We start from the raw sequence: 21,118 nt of genomic DNA on the forward strand, positions 1-21,118 counted from the left end.
ATGGATTCATCCATTTTTATCAAAATATCAGAATAGTCTTGAATACCCCCATGGGGTATGTTACTCTTAGAAAAGAACGAAAGAAAAGGGGTGTTCAGATGGAACATCAGAGCCATCCCGAGGAACCTATGCAATCCTCCATTTCAGATTCAACGGAAGCTTCGGTTACAGTTCAAGAAGCGGTATCCTGTCATGCCGAGGGCAGTGATGGGAAGCATGTGCGCAAGAGTCACCATTCGCAGGAGATGAAGAGTAACCTGGTCTCTCGTTTGAACCGTGTGGAAGGTCAGATTCGCGGGATCAAAGGATTGATCGAAAAGGATACGTACTGCGATGATGTGCTGACGCAGATTGCGGCGGCTCAGTCTGCTCTTAACTCGGTAGGCAAGCTTCTGCTTGAAGGTCATATGAAGAGCTGTATCGTTGAGCGTATTCAGGCTGGTGAACATGAGGTTGTGGATGAACTGCTGGTTACGATGCGGAAGTTAATGAAGTAAGTTATATCAATTTACCAAATCAAGTTATCATTTTAATATACCCCAAGGAGGAATTTACAATGTCTAATGTTACGTTGAACGTTACGGGAATGTCCTGCAATCACTGTGTGAAGTCGGTTGAAGAAGCTGTGAAGAATACCGGTGCGAGTGGTAAGGTTGATCTGGCAGCGGGAACAGTAGCGGTGGAATATGACGAGCAGAAAGTGAACGTGGATCAGATCAAAGCTGCGATTGAAGATCAGGGATACGATGTAGTCTAACGGGATCACAGGCTTAAACCGAACATGCTCATGGGCACAACGAGGGCAAATCCCTTTTCCCACGAGTCAGGTTTAAGCCTAATTTTCTGTCTGATATATACCCCTTAGGGGTATGTTCGAATGCAACATATAAAAATTGAATCGATATGAAAGGAGCTGACATGATGGATAACTCAACGAATAAACCGATGGATGGATCATCTGACCCCACACCAATGCCACCTATGGCAGAGGCACCAGGACTGAAGGCAACACTGCACATCACGGGAATGACCTGTGCTGCATGTTCGACACGAGTGGAAAAGGGCTTGTCTCGCATGGAAGGTGTGCATCAGGCCAATGTGAACCTTGCCATCGAACAGGCAACCGTATCTTATGATCCGAAGACAACCAGCGTGAACGCGTTGCGAGATAAAGTAGAGGCGCTTGGCTACGGTACGGTGTCCGAATCGGTTGATCTAAACATCACCGGTATGACGTGTGCTGCCTGTTCTGCGCGGATTGAAAAAGGTCTTTCCCGACTACCGGGAGTATCTCAGGCGAATGTGAATCTGGCGCTGGAAACAGGGCATATCGAATATGCGGCTGGCACATTGAAACCTTCGGATATTACCGCCAAGATCAAGCAGATGGGCTACGGTGCTGAACTGCAATTGACGCAAGAAGAGACCACATCGGTTCGTGAACGTGAGCTGCAACGCAAAAAGTGGAAATGGATGATATCTGCGTTGTTATCGATTCCTTTGCTGTGGGCAATGGTGGGGCATTTCTCGTTCACATCCGGAATCTATGTCCCAGATCTGTTCATGAACCCTTGGTTCCAGCTGATTCTGGCAACGCCAGTACAGTTTGTGATTGGTTGGCAATTCTATGTGGGGGCGTACAAAGCCCTACGTAACCGCAGTGCCAATATGGACGTTCTCGTCGCACTGGGTACCAGCGCAGCGTTTTTCTACAGTCTCTATCTGACGTTATCCAGTGGGTACTTACCTACTACAACCATGGATCATGGGGCAATGGGAACGAGCACAGCCGCCATGCCTTCGGTAGAACTCTATTATGAGACAAGTGCAATTCTGATTACGTTAATTCTACTGGGAAAATGGTTCGAAGCTGTGGCGAAAGGTCGCTCTTCACAGGCGATCAAAAGCCTGATTGAACTGGCTCCACGTGAAGCTCGTGTCATCCGTGACGGACAGGAAGTGATGGTTCCTGCCGCATATGTTGCGGTTGGCGATCTGATCCTGGTGAAGCCGGGGGACAGTATCCCGGTGGATGGTATCGTTGAAGAGGGGCAATCCTCTGTGGACGAATCCATGCTAAGCGGAGAGAGCCTTCCCGTGGATAAAAAGCCTGGAGATCCCGTTACAGGTGCTACGCTGAACAAAAATGGGGTATTACGACTGCGTGCAACCCGAGTGGGATCGGACACGGCTTTGTCCCAGATTATTAAAGTAGTCGAGCAAGCTCAGGGCTCCAAAGCACCGATCCAGCGGATTGCAGATGTCATTTCAGGCATATTTGTTCCAATTGTTGTTGGCATAGCTGCGCTGACATTCCTGATCTGGTATCTGTTTGCAAGTCCGGGTGACTTCGCTGGTTCCCTTGAAAAAGCAATTGCCGTGCTTGTCATTGCCTGTCCGTGTGCACTGGGGCTGGCAACACCGACCTCTGTCATGGCTGGATCAGGACGTGCGGCTGAATATGGCATTCTGTTCAAGGGTGGCGAACATCTGGAGTCCGCACAACAGATTCAGACCGTGGTGCTCGACAAAACAGGTACAGTAACCCAAGGTAAACCGGTGCTTACCGATGTTATCACGGCTCCGAATTGGACGGAATCTGATCTGCTTGAGCGAGTGGGAGCGGCCGAACAGAGTTCCGAGCATCCGCTGGCAGAGGCGATTGTTGCAGGTATTCGTGCCAAGGGTCTGGAGCTAACATCGACGGAGACGTTTGAGAATATACCGGGATACGGCGTGCGAGCTTCAGTAAAAGGGCAAGAGATCCTGGTCGGCACGCGGCGTTTGCTTGCGGATTCAAAGGTGAATGTCTCTGAGGAAACCGTTCAGCAGATGAACCGTCTGGAGGAACAAGGACGTACAGCGATGCTGGTAGCGGTGGATGGTCAGTGGGCAGGGATCGTGGCTGTGGCTGACACCATCAAGGATACCTCTCGCGAAGCCATTGGGCGTCTTCAGGCGATGGGGATTGATGTCATCATGATCACGGGAGACAATGAGCGAACAGCTCGCGCTGTAGCAGAACAGGCAGGGATCGGTAAAGTGCTGGCTGAGGTTCTGCCGGAGGGTAAAGCTGCGGAAGTGAAGAAACTTCAGGAGAGTGGCCTGAAAGTTGCAATGGTAGGTGACGGCATTAATGATGCTCCGGCACTCGCTACTGCTGATATTGGGATGGCCATCGGAACAGGAACGGATGTAGCGATGGAAGCGGCGGATATTACGTTGATGCGTGGTGATCTGAACAGCATTGCAGATGCCATTGAGATGAGCCGGCGCACGATGGGGAACATCAAACAAAACCTGTTCTGGGCACTCGGTTACAATGTTATTGGTATTCCTATTGCGGCAGTTGGCTTCCTGGCTCCATGGCTGGCAGGGGCAGCGATGGCGTTCAGCTCGGTGTCGGTTGTATTGAATTCATTGCGTCTGCAACGCATGAAGCTGAAGAGAAATGACTGACAGACCTTTGTTTGGAGATATATGCAATGCCTCATTGTCAATGAAGTGAGGATGAATAAATGCGCGGTCCGCTGCGGCGGACCGTGTTTCTTTGTTGAGAAAAATACAGTTGAGTCGCCAAAAAGTAAGCCTGAATCGTTGATATAGATGTTCTTTTCTACGGAGAAAGGATAGCATAATGTCTTTTTGTGAAAATGGATCAATTGTATTCATGAATAAAGCTTACGTTTTCTGAATTTTTCAAAAATGAGTTGACAATGTGGACATATTCACATAAAATTTAAACGATCGTTTGATTCAAACGACTGTTTAAATCAAATTAGAACTATTTGAGTAATGGAGGGCACCTTTTATGTTACAGGCTTTACGTACATTGTTTAAAAAACCGCCAGTGATTGTAGGGATCGTAACAGCACTTATGTTCCAAGTGATCTTTAGCGTGATCTGGATGACCGCATATTCTGGAGTAAATGACCGTACGAAAGAATTGACGGTCGCGATTGTGAATGAGGACGGTGAAATGTCCAAAGGAATCGCAGATTCGCTCGCAGGAACACTGCCTTTTCATACCGTATCCAATCTAAGTGCGGCTGAAGCGTTGGATCAGCTGAATCATCACCAAGTACACATGGTGCTGGATATCCCGGCTGGATTTAACGAATTGCTTCAGACGGCTGGCTCAACTGCCGAGATTAAATACACCATTAATGAAGCGAACCCTGTTACGATTAAAAGCATGATGCAAGGTGTATCCCAAAGTGTGACAAACACGATTAACAAACAAGCTACAGCACAAGGGGTACAGACGGTGTTGACCGCTTCAGGTGCACCTGCCGATCAGGCTGCTGAAGCCGCGACAAACCTGACTACCCGAGTGGAAGGAACGACAACGTCCATTAACCCGGTCAACGGGATGAATAATCAGATGGTGCCGATGATGATGGTACTGGCTTCCTATGTAGGTGCCATGATCATGGGGATGAACCTCCAGACAGCCATGGGTATGCTGTCATCTACCTATTCCCGATTGACTTTGTTTGGCGCGAGAGTAGTCATTAACGTGGGTTCTGCATTGGTCGTTTCCTTGCTGGGATCATCGCTGATCGTGGCACTGGGAGGACAGATTGCACAAGGATTCGTTGCATTCTGGTTGTTCCAGGCGCTCTTCCTGTGCACGTTCATGTTCTTCTCCCAGTTCTTCCTGATCTGCTTCGGACCAGCAGGAAGTCTGTTCAACATCATCTCACTGTCCTTGCAACTGGTATCTTCGGGTGCAATGGTACCGCGTGAATTGCTGAACAGCTTCTATAGCGGCATTGGGCAGTACCTGCCTGCAACATACGCCGTTCAGGGTATTCTGAGCGTGCAGTTGGGAGGCCCAGGAGTTCAGTCTGCTGCGGGCTCTATCGTGATTGTGCTGTTGGTTGCAGTTGCGTTGTCACTGGTCGTGACATTGTTGAAAAAACAACGCATGCCAGCTATGGCTCCAAGCCCAGCTCAAGCGAACAACTAATACAGCAGATGTATACCATTGCTTTATAGGATAGGACAAGCACCCCGATGATTTTCATCGGGGTGCTTGGTGTAATATAATAGACAGATGATTCGCTGGCTGCAGTCCTTGAGCTGGAGCGAATGAGATGAACGGACAAGAGGGAGCGGGACGGAATGACTGAACCGGAGTTGGATATCAAAACGAGGATATTGCTTGCAGCCAAGAAGCTTTTTGCACAGCAAGGGTATGACGGGACGAGTGTTCGTCAAATATGTGATGAGGCAGGTGCCAATGTGTCACTGGTGTCTTATCATTTTGGCGGCAAAGAAAAGGTGTTCGAAGCATTATTTGAGCATTTTTTCCCAGGGCATATGATGAACTCGCTGGCGGAAGAGTCGATGTCCTCGCCTGTGGAAGGTATCCGACGAATTATTGGTGAAGTTGTGAAGTTCACGATGACGGATCGGGAGATGAGCGATATTGTGCAGCTTGAAATTACACTGCGGACACATCGTACAGCTACCGTATTTCGTTTTCTAGACCCTGTATGGACCCGAGTGAGGGACCTGCTGCAAGAAGGAAAAGACCAGGGATTGTTCCAGGTCGAGTCCGTATCTTATGCGATGCTTCAGGTTATGGGTGTGGCTTTGGCGCACAAACGGGCCAAGAATTCACGATTTGGCTTTGATTATCAGGATATGAATACAGACGAGCTTGCTGAGCAGACAATTGAGTTCGTACTTCGAGGATTGGGAGTGAACAGCCATGAATGAAACCATTGAGTTGATGATGAAACACCGCTCTGTACGCAAATTCAAGCCAGACCCAGTAAGTGATGAGCAGCTTGCAGCCATTGTATCTGCAGGGCAGATGGCTTCCTCTTCAAGTAGTGTGCAAGCATATACCGTAATTGCTGTGACTGACTTAGCGCAAAAAGCCAAGCTGGCTGAATTGGCAGGCAACCAGGCCTATGTCAATGAATGTCCGGTGTTTCTCGTATGGTGTGCTGATCTGTATCGGCTGAGTGATGCTGCGAAACGTCATCTTCCTGAAAAGGAATCGTATGCCGATTCAACTGAGAATTTCATGGTAGCCACAATTGATGCTGCACTGGCTTCCCAGAACGCCGCTCTTGCAGCGGAGTCACTAGGATTCGGAATCGTATATATTGGGGGGCTTCGTACTCGGATTGAGGAAGTTGCTGAGCTGTTGGAATTGCCGGAAGGGGTATATCCGGTGTATGGCATGTGTATTGGTGTTGCAGATCAGGAAACGGGAATTCGCCCGCGTCTGCCACTTAATGCAGTTCTGCATCGTAATCGTTATAATGCCGAGCAGAGCATCAAAGGTGTTGAGCAGTATGATGAGACAACGACGGCGTACATGAAAGAACGGACTAACGGTGAAAGAACGACTCCATGGTCCGAACTGATGGCGAAGCGCCTGACTGAGCCGACACGGTTGCAAGTGAGACCTTTCCTGGAAGGCAAAGGATTCTTGAAGCGTTAAGTTGAACTGAAGGTAGTTACACTTGCCACTCCGATGACAGAACAACCTTCCGATCGCTGTTATCCCCAGATTTTTTGATCCAATTTTTGTGAAGGTGAAAATCTAGTGATAAAGGCGACCGCTCTGCTTCCTCAGGTTATTTCTGTCCTCTACGTTCCTGCGTAAAAATTTAGTTCAACTGATATATAATAGTAGACTAGAAGTCAGTCGGGGCGAAGCCGACTGGCTTCTTTGTGTTGTGCTGTGTTGGCAGGGCAAGTGAGAGTACTTGCTGTTACCTGATTGTACTCAAGTTAAGCCGTAGAAACGCTTTGTGTTCTGATAAAAGAGACGAGTAGCCCGTTCCGTTCCCATACCGGTGATCTCACTCCATGCCTGGATAACCTGTCTGGTCATGGCCGGGTGTGTCATTCGTCCCTGAAACGGCCCTTCGAAGGGCCAAGGTCCATCGGTCTCGGCCATCACTTGTTCCGATGGATATTGCCGGGCGAGTTCACGAATCTCTTCTTCGTAATGAATATCTGGCGTGAAAGAGATGAAATAGCCATTATCAGCCATGCGTCTAATGGTTTCGCGAGAACCCTTGAACCAGTGGAAATGGGCGCGTCGGAACTGATTTTGCTCCAGCAAATCACAGACGATATCCGCATCTTCGTATACCGCATGAAGGACAAGTGGTTTGTTGTGCTTTTTGGCGAGCTGGATGAAACGTTCAAGCAACTCGATATACCCGCTCTGATCGAAGCACTGCCCTGCCTGCTCCGCTTCCTGACGGTTGTAATAGGGAAGACCGATCTCTCCGATGGCTATAGCTTGTCCGATATGCTCTTCGATCCATTGGAAGAACAGATTCATTTCTGCAACGGACGGCAGTTCCTGTTCCGGATGGAAACCGAAGGCTGGATAGATGTTACGTGGATGTTGTTTTGCAAGCTCCAGATTGGCCTGGGCAGAAGCGAGATTCATGGACACGGCGATGACTGCCTCGACTTGTTGAGACGGGAAAGATAGCAGCATCTCGCGTTGTTCGTCAGGCGTATACTGATCGAAATGAATATGAGCATCGATTAATGGTGCAAAAGCTTGAGAATGCACGAGGGAATTCCTCCTTGTGGTCATTTATATTCTAACTATGTTACGCAAAATTTCTTGTGTTGGATCACCCATTAAAGGGAAATAATAACTTAAAAACCCGCGCTATCAAGATAGGCGGGCTTTCTGCTGTTCTTCTCTCATCCACTGAGCAATCTGCCGTTTACGCTCCAGAAAAGCGGATTCCTCCGTAATTTCTTCTCGTCTTGGGCGATCAAAAGGAACATGTACCTCGTGCAACACCGTTGCAGGTCGGTTGGATAATACATAGACCCGATCCGCTAGCAGCAATGCTTCTTCGATATTATGGGTGATGAACAGCACCGAGCGGCGGTTCTGTTCCCAGATATCGAGCAGCCAGCGCTGCATGTCACTACGTGTCAGTGCATCCAGCGCGCTGAAAGGTTCGTCCAGCAGCATGAGTTCCTGCGGACTGAGCAGGGCGCGCAAGAATGCCGCACGCTGCTGCATTCCGCCCGACAGCATATGAGGATAGGCTTGCTCGAACCCGGCAAGACCCACGCTACTTAACCACTTACGAGCTTCTGCAAGTGCTTCGACCCGAGGGGGTGCACTTGAAGCCACTTCTCCAGCAAGCAGTACATTGTCTTCAATGGTACGCCAAGGGAAAAGGGCGGGCTGTTGTGGCATATAACTAATCTTGCCACGCTGTCCCGTTACATTCTGACCGTTCATAAACACTTGGCCTTCCTGTGGCTTCAGCAGACCGCCGATGATATGGAACAGGGTGCTTTTGCCACAGCCGGATGGACCAACGATAGCAACAAACTCGCCTTGCTCCACAGTCAGGGACAGGCCGTTCAGAACCGGTAACCTGCTCCGCCGCTCACGGAATGATGCATGGACTTTAACAACGTCCAGTGCAGGTGGAACCGGGGCAGGAGTCGTATTGGCAGGGCGATCAGGCGTAGCCGGGTGAAGCTTTTCACCATGCTTTGGCTCCATTGTGTGTGCTCCTCGTTCAGGCTGGACTTGTTTGTCCTGTTGCCGATTCATATGGTCATCACTTCCTATATACAGATTACATGCTTTACTACCGCTTCTGTGGCCGCCAGCGCACGAGCAGCTTCTCCAGTAGTGCAATGAGCAGGAAGAGCAGTAAGCTGAGCGCGACAATAATCATGATCGCCACGAATAAACGATCGGTGCGATAAGCTGACTTTTGCAGCATCATATAGTAACCAATACCCTTGTCTGCGCCAATCCATTCGGCGATGATGGCCCCCATCACGCTATAGGTAGCAGCGATTTTGACACCGGAGAACACGGATGGCAGCGCATGGGGAAGCTCCAGCTTCCAGAAGATATGATGACGTTTCGCACCAGCCATGCGCATATAGTTCATCATCGCTGCATCTGTACGGGTCAAGCCGTCCATGGCTGCCACTGCAACAGGGAAGAAGCAGACGAGGATGATGGTAATCAGCTTGGGCAACAGCCCGAATCCGAACCAGATTAACAGGAGCGGCGCGAGCGCGATGGTTGGGATATTTTGACTAAGAATAAGTAAAGGATACAGGGCCGACTTGAGAAAAGGAACCAAATGCAGCACCATCGCAATCAGTAATCCAACCGCTGTTCCAGCGGCGAATCCAATCAGCGTTAACTGAATGGTTGCGGAAGCGTGCATGCCAAGCCGTTCGGCCTGAGTTGCCGCTTCGCGGGCGATGTCGGACGGTGCAGGCAGCATCCATTTCTCAATATGGAAGAGGGAAACGGCCCCCTGCCATATCGCTATAAAGAGAATAACCGCCACAATGGGCGGCCATACGCTTTTGAAATAGGCAGGCATTAGCGATACTTCTCCGTCAGGGTATCCATGCTGAAGCCAGTAGGGCTATGGGCAATTTTGATCTGGGAGATGATGCTTGGGCTGCCAGCCTCCACAAGTACCTCGTGCATTTTACGTACAACTTCCAGCAGTTCCTCCAGTTCCCCCTCCATTGTGGTGTCGAGCGCGTTCACCTGATATTTCAGGCCGGATTGCTGAATAACTTCAATGGCGCGATCAACGTAAGGATAAGAGTTCTCGCCATTTGGCGTTTTGGGGATAACCTGAATACTAAGTAGTGTGCTTGCCATGAGAGATCACGGCTCCTTTCGTGATATATAAAATGAACTAATGACTGTTACACTTGCCACTTCGATGACAGAATAACCTTCCAATCGCTGTTATCCCCAGATTTTTTTGATTCCCTTTCTCTAAAGGGAAAATCCGGTGATAAAGGCGACCGCTTCGCTTTTTCACGTTATTTCTGTCCTCTCCGTCCTCGTGTAAATATTAAGTTCGTTTTATATGAGAAATTTTATTGGGGTAAAAAATCGTTTGTATATGCCTTGCTCACATCGATCTGTTCATCCAGCAATTTTTTGCTAAACATCCAGTCGGTGTAGTTCTGCCACACTTTCTGTTTTTGCTCACCCCAGCGCGGGGCGTCATCTGTGTACTTGGGACTAAGCCACTTCTGGCTTGCCAGCACCAATTCCTTATCCAGATCCGGTACGGCCTTGATCAGAATGTTGGCTGCGTCTTCGGGATGATCAATCGCATATTGATACCCTTCGGAGGTGGCTTTCAGGAATGCTTTCACCAACTCAGGGTCGTTTTGGATCGTCTGCTCGTTTGTTACGAGGACAGGCGTGTAGTAATCCAATGCTTCTGAATAATCCTTCACATATAACATGTCGATCGGTTCCCCGCGCAGTTCGGCTTCAATACCTGTCCAGGCGTAGAAAATCCACGCGAAATCAATGTCTCGTTTCACTGCGGTGAAAAAGTCGGCGTCACCCATATTAATGTTTTTCACTTTGGATACATCGGCTCCGTCGCCTTCCATAATGGATTGCATCACGGCTTCTTCGACTGGGGAACCCCAACCGCCATAGGTTTTACCTTCAAAATCTTTCGGTGACTTGATATTCCGATCCGCCGGAGCAGCGAAACCAGATGTATTATGCTGGATAACTGCTGCGATGGAGACGAGTGGAACACCCTGTGTGCGGGCTTGAGTTACACTCTCCTGATAACTTACGCCAAAAGGCACTTCATTGGAGGCAACCATCGTATCTGCGCCACCGGCACCTGGTTGTACAATCTCCACGTTCAAGCCTTCGGCCTTGTAAAAACCTTGATCTACAGCTGCATACAGGCCTGTGTGATTCGTATTCGGTGTCCAGTCGAGCACCACTTTAATATCTTTCAGAGCGGCAGTGTCACCTTCGTTGCTGCTTTCCGTATTTGTGTTGCCGTTCTGCCCAGCTGGGGCAGCTTCTTTGCCACCACATGCGGCTACAGTCACCATAAGCACGCATAAGAGCAACAATCCCATCGTTTTACGCCATTTCATCTGTGGTTCTCTCCTTCGGTATGTCCGGCCGTTTGGCACGGGTACTCCTTGGCTTCATATCCAATCATCTTGCATAAATCGACAGATTTATACCAGTTGAGATCTGGATAACGTCACTTTTTTTAGCTCTCTGGCTATATAAAAGAACATTAAAAAAGCGTCCCGTATTCCGGGACGCGTGCAGGCGTTAGAGAGGTGGCGTTCAGCCATAGGGCTGTGCCAATTCGATATACTCCGATTCCTACGCTGGCATGATCCAGATCAGGTCTAAGGGTTAGTATCTTGGTGGGATACACTCTCAGCCGGCCAATTCCGACTCCCCTGGGAAACTATGAAGTTACGGGCATTACTAGGTGTAATTATAGGCCAGCGGGTGGAACGTGTCCAGTCAGGAACTGGATGGGGACACGTATGAATTAATCAAACAGGCCATTATACATGAGTATATCAGCCTGTTTAGATGTGTTATTTTCAATAATTATCGTTGCGAATCATATAAGTAAATCTGGCTGAGTGCAAAAGCATCGGATTTTGGGTCATAGCCTCAGTGCTGAGGATCTGGAAGGTTTCCAACAAAAACTTAGATCAATTCCGATGTTTGATATCTCGTCGCATAAGGGCTGCTTTCCCTATTTCAGCGATCAGCTTTTGATCGATTGACCTTGACCGGAGACGCTTGCTTCATTTAAACAACATAATTTAGATACAAAAGGAGATAGTACTGCTATACAAATAATTACTTTTTACATAAAAATGGGGGCGTACTGAATGATCCTTAAAACTATATTCGCAATTATTCTTTCCTATTGTGTCTACGTTTTTTTCACAGCTTACCTTTTATTTTTGGTTCCGTCTCCATCTACTATTGAAAATACGGGTATGCAAAAATTGTTAACAGCAGGAAGTACGACAGATCGCGTACTGCTCTTGGAGGACGGCTTTCAATCCGGTCAGGTGAGAATCCAGACCATTCGAGAGGCGAAAACAAGCATCGACCTGGCTTATTACTCCATCCAAAAAGGAAAAACATCTCAACTCTTTTTTGCTGCTTTATTCGATGCAGCTGATCGGGGTGTTCATGTTCGAATCATTTTAGACGGGATTTTTCACAACATGCGCGGAGAATTGCGTGATATTCCAGATGCCATTGCAGCTCACCCCAATGTGGAGTTAAGGTATTATGAACCACTCAACATAGTTATGCCATGGACATGGCATAATCGTCTGCATGACAAGATCTTTCTTGTCGACAACACATATGGCATCATTGGCGGCCAAAATATTGGTGATAGATACATGGCATTGCAACCCCAAAAAGACTATGTATTCGATCGGGATGTCCTTGTTTACAATCCAAACCATAATACGAACAGCACAGTTGTTGAAATGAAAAAATATATAGATCGGTTATGGAACCATCCATTCACCAAACCAGAAAAACATGTCAAACGTCAGCATCATGCAAAGGGGTTAAAAGAGCTGGTTCAGCTGGCTCAGTTATATAAAAAAGCTCAGGCTGAGAGCAATCCTTTTGTTAAAGTGTTGCCGAAGGAATGGGCGCAAGGGGCTCTTCGTTCCGACCACGTCGCTTTCATTCACAATCCAATCCAAAGGCTGTATAAAGACCCGACCATGTGGAGAGCATTTGTTCATTTCGCCAATCAAGCAAAGTCGAAGGTGTACCTTCAGACGCCATATGCCATTCCTACCAAGAAAATGAAGAAAGCCGTACATCTGTCGATGAATCCAGAAGCAGAATGGGTCATGTTAACCAATTCAATCCAGCAGACCCCTAACCCTTTGGCTTTCGCGGGATACTTAAGCTCTAAGAAACGGTTGCTTGATACCAATCTAGCCATTTATGAATACCAAGGACCTTATTCCATACACGGCAAATCATTTGTCATGGATGATTACCTCAGCATGGTTGGTTCGTATAATCTTGATCCCAGATCCGCCTTTCTAAATACCGAATCTGCTGTGGTCATTTATGGTTCTGCATTCGCCAACGAACTAACAGAGGCTATGGATATCAAACGTGCACATAGTACACGTGCGAATAAAGGTGAGCATCCAGCAGAATCTGCGAATAAGAAAGGCTCTGGGTTCAAACGAATAGCAATCACAGCTTTATCCAAACTGTCTTTTCTCTGGAGATTTCTGTTGTAGGAAAGAACCAGCTAATAGATATAGCTACTTTCACAAATTTTAATTTGGATAAATCATAACTGTTCACAGAATGTTCACTTATGTGGAGGGCTTCCTCATCTCTATAATTACGAAGGTAAACAGAGAGGATGAGAGAATTGCCAACAAGCAAGAAGGAACAAATTATTCTCGGATTAATGATGTGTACAGGAATGGTTGTCGTCATGATGACATTCAATTTATGGCACAGTGGGTTACTCGGTAAGATGTCCCCGCTTGAGATACTGCTTCAATTCATATTATGTTTTGTCATCGCGTTTGTGGTAGAGTCCTTCATTGTCGGACCTGTGGCGAGAAAGATTGCCTTTTCCTTGCCCTTTGACAAGTCCAACAAGATTTTGGGTGTGCTCGCCATGTCATTTTTTATGGTGATTGGCATGGTTCTGATCATGTCCTTGTATGGGATGGTTTCAGCATATCTTGCTGATCAATTAAGTGGGTCATCCGTACTCCGTACGTATCTCCATACCATTGCTCGTAACTTCAGCCTTGCGCTTCCATATCAATTGATCATTTTGGGACCCCTCGTCCGATATGTATTTGGTAAATTCATCAAAGGCAATGGCCCTGTAGTGCCTGTCGTTAACAAAAGTATGTGATTCAGATGGGCCTAAAGTATTTCCTGGGCAATCTTGTGCAAATGAATAGATCGTATTCTCACCTGTAATGAAAGGTGATCTGAGGCAAAGATAGGCTACCTTCCACCACAATTACAGCGCTAACGAATCGAGAACATCTTATTAGGCCAGTTTTTAGGGAATAAAAAATCTAACGAATCTCTGCGGCGTTATTATGCAAAAAACCTCCAACGGACCTTGGATTTGAGATAATTATCTATAATAACGTCTCTAGGATTTCGTTAGATTTCAAATATCCTAAAATGCAGATAAATAACGTGTGCTAGGTTCTTTATACAAAGTAACGCTACAAAAAAATGTCCACCGTCAGGTTATGGCGGTGGACATCTCAATCTCTTTAATAGGTATTTCTAATCCTCAGGACTGGATCGACACATAACTGTTAAGTCGCAGAATTCGCTATATGTTTGTTCTGCCATTGATACGTGATTACGCTAATGACAAGCAGGCCAACTGCAAAGATCGCAAGCATCCATGCAGACTGATTAACCGCCAGATGATCAAGACTCCATCCCGTAGTCAAAGGCAGAATGGCACCGCCAACTCCACCGGAGGCAATCAAAATGCTGGGTGTGGATTCTTCTGTTCCGGGCAGCAGTTTACTGGCGAAGACAAGGGCGATGGAGAAAATGCCTGACATCGCAAGTCCAAGCAGCAAGATGATGAGAAACGCAGACCAGATTTGGTTTGTAAATGGAAATACCATTAATAAGAGAACAGAAGCAAGACAACTGTACAGGACATAGACTCGGTATTGAAATTTCTCTGCGATATACCCGGCGAAGAGTCGTCCGACAGACATGGCAATCCAGAAACAGGTGACACTAAGTGCTGCTCCGGCTTCCTTCATGTTCATTTTCTCAATCAGAATCGCTGGCATGAAGTTTGCAAGACTCATCTCTGTGCCAACATATAGGAAAAAGAACAGGACGAATAATACCAGAAGAGTCCTGTTACGGCCACGATAGGTTGGACTGGATGTACTTGCAGATGCGGGATGCATCTCACCCGATGTCCCAGCAGTGTGGGCATGTACTGAACCGTTATTAGAACTACGTCGCTCCAGAAACTTATCGAGCTCACCAAATGATCCTTTTGCCCAGAAAACAAAGGTCAGCGCTGCGCAGATCGCAACAACAAGAAAGGAAAGGCGCCAGTATCCGGCAGCAATCAGACCGCTGGCAATGAGCGGCATGACCATCGCCCCGATCCCGAATAACACTTCAAGTCGACTCATGGCAACGGCTGTATTGTCTTTGATTGCAGCGATGATAATGGTTCCAATAACAGCTTCAACCATTCCGAATCCAAAGCCGGCTGCGGGTGCGATGACGAACATCCAGCCCCATGGGGGCAGCAGCATGTAGGCTAATTCTGCAATACAGAGCAGTGCTGTGGCGATTAACAGGCCTCCCCGTTTACCAAAGCGTCTGTTCAGCCATGGAGATAACAATACACCACCCAGGAATCCGGCAAATTGAGCGAAGATCAGCGTTCCGCCTTGGCTATAATCTTTGCCATAATGTTCAAGTGCAACCGGCAGAATGGAACCGAGCACAACGTGGGCAAGTCCAATTAGGAAATAGGACAGACATCCGATCCAAAGTAATTTTTTCATAAAGAACTCCTTCTACTTATATACATAAAATGAGGATCACAATAAAGCGCAATCTTGAAGACAAAGTCTATCATAACAGGACATGTTAAGTTGTGCCATGAATTCCTGATCGATACAGAAAGTTGCAATTAGGTCCGGCGTTCGTATATACTGAGACCAACAATTACAGATCGGACCATGCCGTTGAAGAGCATCCAACTCGGAGGCGTTTTCGCCAGGGGAGCGGTATTTCCCCAAGTTAACCGGAACCGCCCGTTATCGCGGACCAAGAGGCTGGAAGCAGGATATCCTGATTCAGCAAGTTGGGTGGCACCGCGAGCAGAGCGCTCCTCGTCCCAAGGGATGAGGGCGCTCTTTGTATTTTTACAGCCAAAGGAGACGGTGACCATGTTGGAAATGAAATGGATTCGGGCACATGCAGAAGAGGTTCAGGCCGCAGCAGACGGGAAAAAAATCAAGATCAACATTCGCACATTGTTAGAGCGGGATGAAGAACGTAGAGCACTTTTGCAGGAATCGGAAGAAGGACGCAGGTTGCGCAATACGTTATCTACTGATATTGGCAGGCTAATGCAAGCGGGGAATCGGGAACAGGCTGAGGGCTTGCGGGTTCAGGTAAAACAGATCAATGAACAGTTGGAACAGGTGGAGGCGAAGCTTGCCCCTGTGCAGGAGGAAGTAACCAAGCTGCAATGGCTGGTACCCAATATCGTATCACCGGATACCCCTAATGGCTCGTCGGACGCAGACAATTTAGAGCTGCGACGTGTGGGAGAGGTACCAACGTTCGAGTATAACACCAAAGATCACGTAGAACTTGGGGAGTTGCATGATCTCATCGATATTCCCCGTGGAGTTAAGATTGGCGGTACGCGAAGTTATGTATTAAAAGGTGCTGGCCTGTTATTACATCGGGCAGTACAGCAACTTGCGCTTGATCTGCTGCTGAAGCACGGGTTTACACCGATGGAAGTACCACTGATGGTCAGGGAGGATGCACTGGTGAACACCGGATTCTTCCCAACGGGTCGAGATCAGGTCTATGAACTCCAAGGGGAGAACAAGTGGCTGGTGGGCACTTCTGAAGTGCCGCTTGTTTCGTATTATGCGGATGAGATTGTTGATGTTCAAGAGCCTGTGAAGCTGGCCGCGGTATCGACGTGTTTCCGCAGTGAGGTTGGCTCCGGCGGACGTGATGTACGCGGATTGTATCGTGTGCACCAATTTGCCAAAGTTGAGCAGGTCATTCTCTGTGCCCCTGATGCGGAAGAATCGGAACGCATGCTGCAAGAGATTACGGGACACGCCGAAGAATTGCTGCAATTACTGGAACTTCCTTATCGTGTTGTCGCTGTATGTACCGGAGATATGTCGCAGAAAACGTACAAACAGTATGACATCGAGACCTGGATGCCGAGTCGCGGTGCATATGGAGAAACACATTCGTCGTCGAATTTGCATGATTTTCAGGCTCGCCGTTCGAATATTCGTTGCCTCGATGCCGAAGGCAAGTTGGCCTATTGTCACACGCTAAATAATACGGCGGTGGCATCGCCGCGTATCCTGATTCCGTTGCTTGAGAATCATCAGCAGGAGGATGGAAGCATTCACATTCCGGCAGCCCTGCGGCCCTATATGGGCGGGGCCGAGAGCTTGATTTTGCCAGAGCAGGATGAAGTGAATTAGAGAGGTTAGGTAACGCTTTAGGAAGTAGAAAAGGGGATGTTCCACACGTCATGTTGCATGTGACGATGGACATCCCCTTTTAAACGGTAACACTATTTAAAGAACCGATCTCCTAATATTTTGTGCTGAATTTAACTGATCTGGTTAGTGCTTGGACCTAAGATTTAGCTTACTTTCTTTGATTAAAATTTCTTCGTTTATGTAAGTAAATAAAATTATTTCTTAAATGTTAACGCAGCTTCCATTCACGCTCGTTAATGATTTCAATTTGTCCAGATTCAAGGGCTTTTTTGAAACGATTGCGGGCTGTTTTCATCAATAGAACCATTTCGTCTTCAGGACGAATCTTGGTGGATGTCGAAGTGACGATAGCTTTCATACGTTTACGGTTATTTTTAGGTGAAACCATATCAAGCAAATTCTTTTCGATCATACATATCCCACCCCATTTTTTAGGTTTATTAAAACAGTATTACGCGACCTTCCCATATTATACAATGAAAATCATGAATTGTTCCAAGACTCCCACTTATGTTATTCAACTTTATGCAATTCGTATCCGATATAATATAATAGAAGTAAAATATTGGATTATGGGAGTTGGAAATTAAAATGAATAGAATCAAACTGGCGCTTCGAGGCACACTTGCTCTAATGATTGCATTGACCGTACTGGTCCCTTCGTTGGCTTTGGCGGCTACCGGAGATGTGACATCGATTGAAATAACCAATAGCAGCCCGCAGAAAATGAGTGTCTCCGAAACAGCTGCACTTCAGGTGATGGCAACGGTTGAAGGTTTTGATAACAAGCAGGATGTTACCCAAGGCGTGACTTGGTCTACCAGTAATGCAGCAGTCGCGACGATGGTGAAAGGCAAAGTCAAGGCTGTGGCCGCGGGCGAAGCAACGATTTTTGCAGAAGTAGACGGGGCTAAAGCCCAGTTGGTTGTCCAAGTGCAGGAGAAGATCAAAAGCATCAAAGCTTCACCGAAATCCTACAGTTTTGTTAAAGGCAGTGAAAGCACTCTTCCGAAAGTAAGTATTACACGTGCGAATGGTAAGGAAGAGGATGTGACGTCTGAGATTGTGTGGTCCGTATCCACTTCTTCGGCTGTCCTGGAAAACGGTAAAATCAAAGGCGTTACGCCCGGCAGAGTATTGCTGCAAGGCAAGTATGGATCAACGATTGTGAAAGTTCCCGTTGCTGTGACGGATGAGATTACTAAAGTCGAGGTTACCCCTGCAACTATGCAGCTGAATATCAAGAAGTCCAAAGCGTTGAAGGTTATCGGCACCTACGCAAACGGTAAAACGATCAACCTTTCGAAACAAGTGATATGGACCTCTTCCAATACAAATGTAGCTATCGTGAAAAATGGAGCCGTCAAGACACTGACAGAAGGACAAGCGACCTTGACAGGAACTTATCAAAATCAGACAATAAAGGCAGAGGTTACCGTTGTACCTTTGCTCAAAAAGCTGATTACTGGCCAGAAAAAACTGGTTTTGTCCCCACAGGGAAGCACAACGCTGAGTGTGATGGCCCAGTATGATACGGGTAAAACCACTGTTGTGACGAACAGCGCGGTGTGGAGCAGCACAAAGCCGGGCGTAGCGACAGTAACAAATGGCAAAATCGTGGCTGTAGGCAAAGGGAAAACGTCCATCACGGCCAAGTGGGGCAACAAAAAAGTGACGATCCCTGTGACGGTAAAATAAATCTTCATATAATGAAGCATCTTGCATGAATCAAAAATTAGTTTCAGCACATGACATCGTTAAAATCATCAATGTAACAGACAACTAGGGGCGTAGACATACGCTCCTTTTTTGGATATATAGAAATATGTATCTGAAATGCCTTCTGCTTGAACAACAATATAACAGGATCGGATGGGATGAAAATGAAAGCTTCGATTATAAGCTCAGACTCTAACTCTAGTGATCTGGCTTACCTGAAATATCTTTTTCTATCCCTGAGTTCCATACTTACATTTCAACGGAGCACTACGATTGAGCGCATGAAGCAACGCACCTATGAAAAATACAGAGAAGGTTACCATTTAAAATGTCATGGTGAATAGGAGATACCTGAATGAAAGATTCAATGCAACCAGAGAACTGGCCTGCCTGGGCGACAGAGTCGGTAGAGATTGCTCCGGCCAACCCCAACTGGGACGCACAGGCTCAGGAAGAAATCCGGCAACTCAAACGTCTTCTACAGCAGTTTGATATCCAGCAATTCGAACATATTGGAAGCACGTCCATTCCAGGGTTACCCGCCAAGCCGATTATTGATCTGATGGCAGAGGTACAGTCATGGGATGATATGGATCTGATTGCGGATCAGCTGAATCCGGTGGGCTGGAATTACGTTCCGCCTGGACTGGATGGACGGGAGTACAGACGATTCTGGGTGAGGGTTAAGGATGGCAAGAGAGCGGTACACCTTCATCTGATGCGTCCGGGAGAGGAGCGTTGGGATCGTCAAATTCGGTTTCGGGATGTGCTGAGAAAACGCCCAGATCTGGTAGAAGCTTACGCCGTCCTGAAGACGAAGCTTGCTGATGAGAATAAAGAAGACAGGGAATCGTATACCGCTGCCAAAACGCAATTTATTTTACAAGTGCTTAATGAAGGCGTGTGATTGATTGAAAAGTTTACTTATCAAAGACAGGCTGATCTATTTCTTCGCAGTCATGATGACCATGGCGGCAGGACTCGCATCCAGACACTATGGTGAACGATTGCCAGATTGGGTGTATGAACATCTCGGAGATGCATGTTGGGCGGGCATGATTTATTTCGGAGTACGCATGGTGTGGCCTCATCGCAGCTTGGTATGGGCGATGTGTTTGAGCTGTGTATTCAGCTGGACGATTGAGTTCTCACAGTTGATTCAGACGCCTCGGCTGATTGAGATACGTTCAACTGTATGGGGTGCTCTTATTCTGGGACATGGTTTTCTGGTGATCGATCTGATTCGATATACGGTCGGTATTCTGTGCATGTTTGTGATAGATCGTTATTTCCTGAGAAATAAGATGGCTGGATCATGAACTCAAGTGAATCATGGAGGGGTGCTGTATGAATGTAGAAAAACTTTTTGCCGAATCGCTCGAATTCGAAACACAGCGGTTAAAGCTGAGGCGGCTTGCGATGGATGATCTCGATGAATATTATGCGTTTGCCTCTGATCCGCGAGTGAGTCAGCAAAGCTTGTGGAACTGCCATGAGACGGTGGAGGATTCAATTCAATATATTCAGCGGGTGCTGGATAATTATGAACGGAAAACGGTACATATCTGGGCTTTTGTTTTAAAGGAAACAGGGACCTTGATCGGGAGGGGTGGCATTTTTGATCTCAACGAACCCATGCAGAGTGCTGAACTAGGGTACGCGATAGCCAGCAGTCAATGGGGTAAGGGGCTCGCAGCAGAAGCGATGCAACCCATCGTGGATTATTGCTTTCAGGAATTGGACTGCAATCGGTTGGATGGGAAATGTAATGCAGGCAACATAGGCTCTGCACGCGTAATGGAGAAGCTGGGCATGTCGTACGAAGGTTTGTTACGCAAACAGTTGAAGATCAAAGGTGTATTTACGGATCAAAAATTGTACTCCCGTATCCGGGATGATCTATAATACTTCCAATGACACATAGGGTACATCGCAGAAATTGAAGGAGGCGGAACCATGATCTATAGTATTATTTCCCGTTCGTTGTGGGAGCAAGTGTCAAAAGGGACTGAGTATGCACCAGATAGCCTGGAGACGGACGGATTCATTCATTGTTCCACCAAGGAACAGATTCCATGGGTAGCCGGGCAATATTATGCAGGCCGCACGGATCTGTTATTACTTAGTATTGATGAGAAGGCGTTAGAGCCAGAACTGGTGTATGAGGATCTCTACGAATTAAATGAACTATATCCACATATCTATGGAGAGCTCAATCTGGATGCGGTGCGCAAAGTCATTCCATTTGAACCGAATGCAGACGGTACGTTTTCATTTCCTGAATAAAATAACATGTGACGCTTCT

At 47.2% G+C, this 21,118-nt stretch carries 21 protein-coding genes and 1 riboswitch; of the genes, 14 read left to right on the top strand and 7 right to left on the bottom strand.

Going from position 1 to position 21,118, the window contains the following annotated elements; translation table 11 throughout:
• Positions 1–98 precede the first annotated feature (98 nt).
• The 6 genes from MKY92_RS02275 to nfsA all read left to right on the top strand — a co-directional run bounded on the left by MKY92_RS02275 (position 99) and on the right by nfsA (position 6,463).
• A complete protein-coding gene (locus MKY92_RS02275) occupies positions 99–497 on the top strand; it encodes a metal-sensitive transcriptional regulator (RefSeq protein WP_237177576.1) in 399 nt (132 codons plus the stop codon).
• 59 nt (positions 498–556) lie between these two features.
• Positions 557–757 carry a copper ion binding protein gene (locus MKY92_RS02280; protein ID WP_036673156.1) on the top strand — a complete coding sequence of 67 codons (201 nt, stop codon included), beginning with the start codon at positions 557–559 and terminating at the stop codon, positions 755–757.
• Between the two features lie 215 nt (positions 758–972).
• On the top strand, positions 973–3,459 hold the full coding sequence (locus tag MKY92_RS02285; protein ID WP_339301650.1) for a heavy metal translocating P-type ATPase: 2,487 nt from the start codon (positions 973–975) through the stop codon (positions 3,457–3,459).
• A 352-nt stretch (positions 3,460–3,811) separates the two neighbouring features.
• Entirely contained in the window at positions 3,812–4,972 is a 1,161-nt protein-coding gene (locus tag MKY92_RS02290) for an ABC transporter permease (protein ID WP_074093224.1), read from the top strand.
• 155 nt (positions 4,973–5,127) lie between these two features.
• Positions 5,128–5,727, top strand: coding sequence for a TetR family transcriptional regulator (locus tag MKY92_RS02295; protein WP_339298942.1), 600 nt, complete (start codon positions 5,128–5,130; stop codon positions 5,725–5,727).
• Positions 5,720–6,463, top strand: coding sequence for an oxygen-insensitive NADPH nitroreductase (gene nfsA / locus MKY92_RS02300; RefSeq protein WP_339298943.1), 744 nt, complete (start codon positions 5,720–5,722; stop codon positions 6,461–6,463). Before MKY92_RS02295 ends, nfsA begins: the two co-directional genes overlap by 8 nt.
• A 288-nt stretch (positions 6,464–6,751) precedes the next feature.
• Here the strand turns inward: nfsA and MKY92_RS02305 are convergent, their stop codons facing one another.
• From MKY92_RS02305 to MKY92_RS02325, 5 genes are all read right to left on the bottom strand, one after another.
• Positions 6,752–7,582, bottom strand: a complete 831-nt coding sequence (locus MKY92_RS02305) for a TatD family hydrolase (protein ID WP_339298944.1) — start codon at positions 7,580–7,582, stop codon at positions 6,752–6,754.
• An 81-nt stretch (positions 7,583–7,663) separates the two neighbouring features.
• Positions 7,664–8,572 carry an ABC transporter ATP-binding protein gene (locus MKY92_RS02310; protein ID WP_339298945.1) on the bottom strand — a complete coding sequence of 303 codons (909 nt, stop codon included), beginning with the start codon at positions 8,570–8,572 and terminating at the stop codon, positions 7,664–7,666.
• A 37-nt stretch (positions 8,573–8,609) separates the two neighbouring features.
• Complete coding sequence (locus MKY92_RS02315) at positions 8,610–9,368, bottom strand: ABC transporter permease (RefSeq protein WP_339298946.1); 759 nt, start codon at positions 9,366–9,368, stop codon at positions 8,610–8,612.
• The gene (locus MKY92_RS02320) at positions 9,368–9,658 is read right to left on the bottom strand and encodes a thiamine-binding protein (RefSeq protein ID WP_017690996.1); all 291 of its coding nucleotides are present in this window, start codon (positions 9,656–9,658) and stop codon (positions 9,368–9,370) included. The genes MKY92_RS02315 and MKY92_RS02320 overlap by 1 nt, the downstream gene beginning before the upstream one ends.
• Before the next feature lie 224 nt (positions 9,659–9,882).
• On the bottom strand, positions 9,883–10,923 hold the full coding sequence (locus tag MKY92_RS02325; RefSeq protein ID WP_339298947.1) for an ABC transporter substrate-binding protein: 1,041 nt from the start codon (positions 10,921–10,923) through the stop codon (positions 9,883–9,885).
• Between the two features lie 220 nt (positions 10,924–11,143).
• Positions 11,144–11,256: riboswitch (TPP riboswitch) on the bottom strand.
• 546 nt (positions 11,257–11,802) lie between these two features.
• Between MKY92_RS02325 and MKY92_RS02330 the strand changes: the two genes are divergently transcribed.
• Together MKY92_RS02330 and MKY92_RS02335 are read left to right on the top strand one after the other, a co-directional pair.
• Positions 11,803–13,092 (top strand): phospholipase D family protein, encoded by a 1,290-nt coding sequence (locus MKY92_RS02330; RefSeq protein WP_339298948.1) that lies wholly within the window; start codon positions 11,803–11,805, stop codon positions 13,090–13,092.
• Positions 13,093–13,220: 128 nt separating this feature from the next.
• Complete coding sequence (locus MKY92_RS02335; RefSeq protein WP_339298950.1) at positions 13,221–13,730, top strand: hypothetical protein; 510 nt, start codon at positions 13,221–13,223, stop codon at positions 13,728–13,730.
• 421 nt (positions 13,731–14,151) lie between these two features.
• On the opposite strand, the gene MKY92_RS02340 is transcribed toward MKY92_RS02335, so the two are convergent.
• On the bottom strand, positions 14,152–15,387 hold the full coding sequence (locus MKY92_RS02340; RefSeq protein ID WP_339298952.1) for an MFS transporter: 1,236 nt from the start codon (positions 15,385–15,387) through the stop codon (positions 14,152–14,154).
• 387 nt (positions 15,388–15,774) lie between these two features.
• Here MKY92_RS02340 and serS point away from each other — a divergent pair, with 387 nt between their 5' ends.
• Positions 15,775–17,073 carry a serine--tRNA ligase gene (gene serS, locus MKY92_RS02345; RefSeq protein ID WP_339298954.1) on the top strand — a complete coding sequence of 433 codons (1,299 nt, stop codon included), beginning with the start codon at positions 15,775–15,777 and terminating at the stop codon, positions 17,071–17,073.
• A 229-nt stretch (positions 17,074–17,302) separates the two neighbouring features.
• On the opposite strand, the gene MKY92_RS02350 is transcribed toward serS, so the two are convergent.
• Complete coding sequence (locus tag MKY92_RS02350; RefSeq protein WP_076253873.1) at positions 17,303–17,506, bottom strand: hypothetical protein; 204 nt, start codon at positions 17,504–17,506, stop codon at positions 17,303–17,305.
• A 179-nt stretch (positions 17,507–17,685) separates the two neighbouring features.
• Between MKY92_RS02350 and MKY92_RS02355 the strand changes: the two genes are divergently transcribed.
• From MKY92_RS02355 to MKY92_RS02375, 5 genes are all read left to right on the top strand, one after another.
• A complete protein-coding gene (locus tag MKY92_RS02355; protein ID WP_339298955.1) occupies positions 17,686–18,792 on the top strand; it encodes an Ig-like domain-containing protein in 1,107 nt (368 codons plus the stop codon).
• A 376-nt stretch (positions 18,793–19,168) separates the two neighbouring features.
• The gene (locus MKY92_RS02360; RefSeq protein ID WP_339298956.1) at positions 19,169–19,720 is read left to right on the top strand and encodes a GrpB family protein; all 552 of its coding nucleotides are present in this window, start codon (positions 19,169–19,171) and stop codon (positions 19,718–19,720) included.
• Between the two features lie 4 nt (positions 19,721–19,724).
• Positions 19,725–20,132: a DUF2809 domain-containing protein gene (locus MKY92_RS02365; protein ID WP_339298957.1), complete on the top strand. Its 408-nt coding sequence runs from the start codon at positions 19,725–19,727 to the stop codon at positions 20,130–20,132.
• Between the two features lie 28 nt (positions 20,133–20,160).
• Positions 20,161–20,718: a GNAT family N-acetyltransferase gene (locus MKY92_RS02370; protein WP_339298959.1), complete on the top strand. Its 558-nt coding sequence runs from the start codon at positions 20,161–20,163 to the stop codon at positions 20,716–20,718.
• Between the two features lie 51 nt (positions 20,719–20,769).
• The gene (locus tag MKY92_RS02375) at positions 20,770–21,099 is read left to right on the top strand and encodes a DUF952 domain-containing protein (RefSeq protein WP_101314894.1); all 330 of its coding nucleotides are present in this window, start codon (positions 20,770–20,772) and stop codon (positions 21,097–21,099) included.
• Positions 21,100–21,118 lie beyond the last annotated feature (19 nt).

This window comes from Paenibacillus sp. FSL R5-0623, from assembly GCF_037974265.1.
Taxonomy (GTDB): domain Bacteria; phylum Bacillota; class Bacilli; order Paenibacillales; family Paenibacillaceae; genus Paenibacillus.

What these genes read in the sequence shown, in the direction of transcription:
- MKY92_RS02275 (WP_237177576.1), top strand. Translation starts at nt 99, where the DNA reads ATGGAACATCAGAGCCATCCCGAGGAACCTATGCAATCCTCCATTTCA.
- MKY92_RS02280 (WP_036673156.1), top strand. Translation starts at nt 557, where the DNA reads ATGTCTAATGTTACGTTGAACGTTACGGGAATGTCCTGCAATCACTGT.
- MKY92_RS02285 (WP_339301650.1), top strand. Translation starts at nt 973, where the DNA reads ATGCCACCTATGGCAGAGGCACCAGGACTGAAGGCAACACTGCACATC.
- MKY92_RS02290 (WP_074093224.1), top strand. Translation starts at nt 3,812, where the DNA reads ATGTTACAGGCTTTACGTACATTGTTTAAAAAACCGCCAGTGATTGTA.
- MKY92_RS02295 (WP_339298942.1), top strand. Translation starts at nt 5,128, where the DNA reads ATGACTGAACCGGAGTTGGATATCAAAACGAGGATATTGCTTGCAGCC.
- nfsA (WP_339298943.1), top strand. Translation starts at nt 5,720, where the DNA reads ATGAATGAAACCATTGAGTTGATGATGAAACACCGCTCTGTACGCAAA.
- MKY92_RS02305 (WP_339298944.1), bottom strand. Translation starts at nt 7,582, where the DNA reads ATGACCACAAGGAGGAATTCCCTCGTGCATTCTCAAGCTTTTGCACCA.
- MKY92_RS02310 (WP_339298945.1), bottom strand. Translation starts at nt 8,572, where the DNA reads ATGAATCGGCAACAGGACAAACAAGTCCAGCCTGAACGAGGAGCACAC.
- MKY92_RS02315 (WP_339298946.1), bottom strand. Translation starts at nt 9,368, where the DNA reads ATGCCTGCCTATTTCAAAAGCGTATGGCCGCCCATTGTGGCGGTTATT.
- MKY92_RS02320 (WP_017690996.1), bottom strand. Translation starts at nt 9,658, where the DNA reads ATGGCAAGCACACTACTTAGTATTCAGGTTATCCCCAAAACGCCAAAT.
- MKY92_RS02325 (WP_339298947.1), bottom strand. Translation starts at nt 10,923, where the DNA reads ATGAAATGGCGTAAAACGATGGGATTGTTGCTCTTATGCGTGCTTATG.
- MKY92_RS02330 (WP_339298948.1), top strand. Translation starts at nt 11,803, where the DNA reads ATGCAAAAATTGTTAACAGCAGGAAGTACGACAGATCGCGTACTGCTC.
- MKY92_RS02335 (WP_339298950.1), top strand. Translation starts at nt 13,221, where the DNA reads ATGAGAGAATTGCCAACAAGCAAGAAGGAACAAATTATTCTCGGATTA.
- MKY92_RS02340 (WP_339298952.1), bottom strand. Translation starts at nt 15,387, where the DNA reads ATGAAAAAATTACTTTGGATCGGATGTCTGTCCTATTTCCTAATTGGA.
- serS (WP_339298954.1), top strand. Translation starts at nt 15,775, where the DNA reads ATGTTGGAAATGAAATGGATTCGGGCACATGCAGAAGAGGTTCAGGCC.
- MKY92_RS02350 (WP_076253873.1), bottom strand. Translation starts at nt 17,506, where the DNA reads ATGATCGAAAAGAATTTGCTTGATATGGTTTCACCTAAAAATAACCGT.
- MKY92_RS02355 (WP_339298955.1), top strand. Translation starts at nt 17,686, where the DNA reads ATGAATAGAATCAAACTGGCGCTTCGAGGCACACTTGCTCTAATGATT.
- MKY92_RS02360 (WP_339298956.1), top strand. Translation starts at nt 19,169, where the DNA reads ATGAAAGATTCAATGCAACCAGAGAACTGGCCTGCCTGGGCGACAGAG.
- MKY92_RS02370 (WP_339298959.1), top strand. Translation starts at nt 20,161, where the DNA reads ATGAATGTAGAAAAACTTTTTGCCGAATCGCTCGAATTCGAAACACAG.
- MKY92_RS02375 (WP_101314894.1), top strand. Translation starts at nt 20,770, where the DNA reads ATGATCTATAGTATTATTTCCCGTTCGTTGTGGGAGCAAGTGTCAAAA.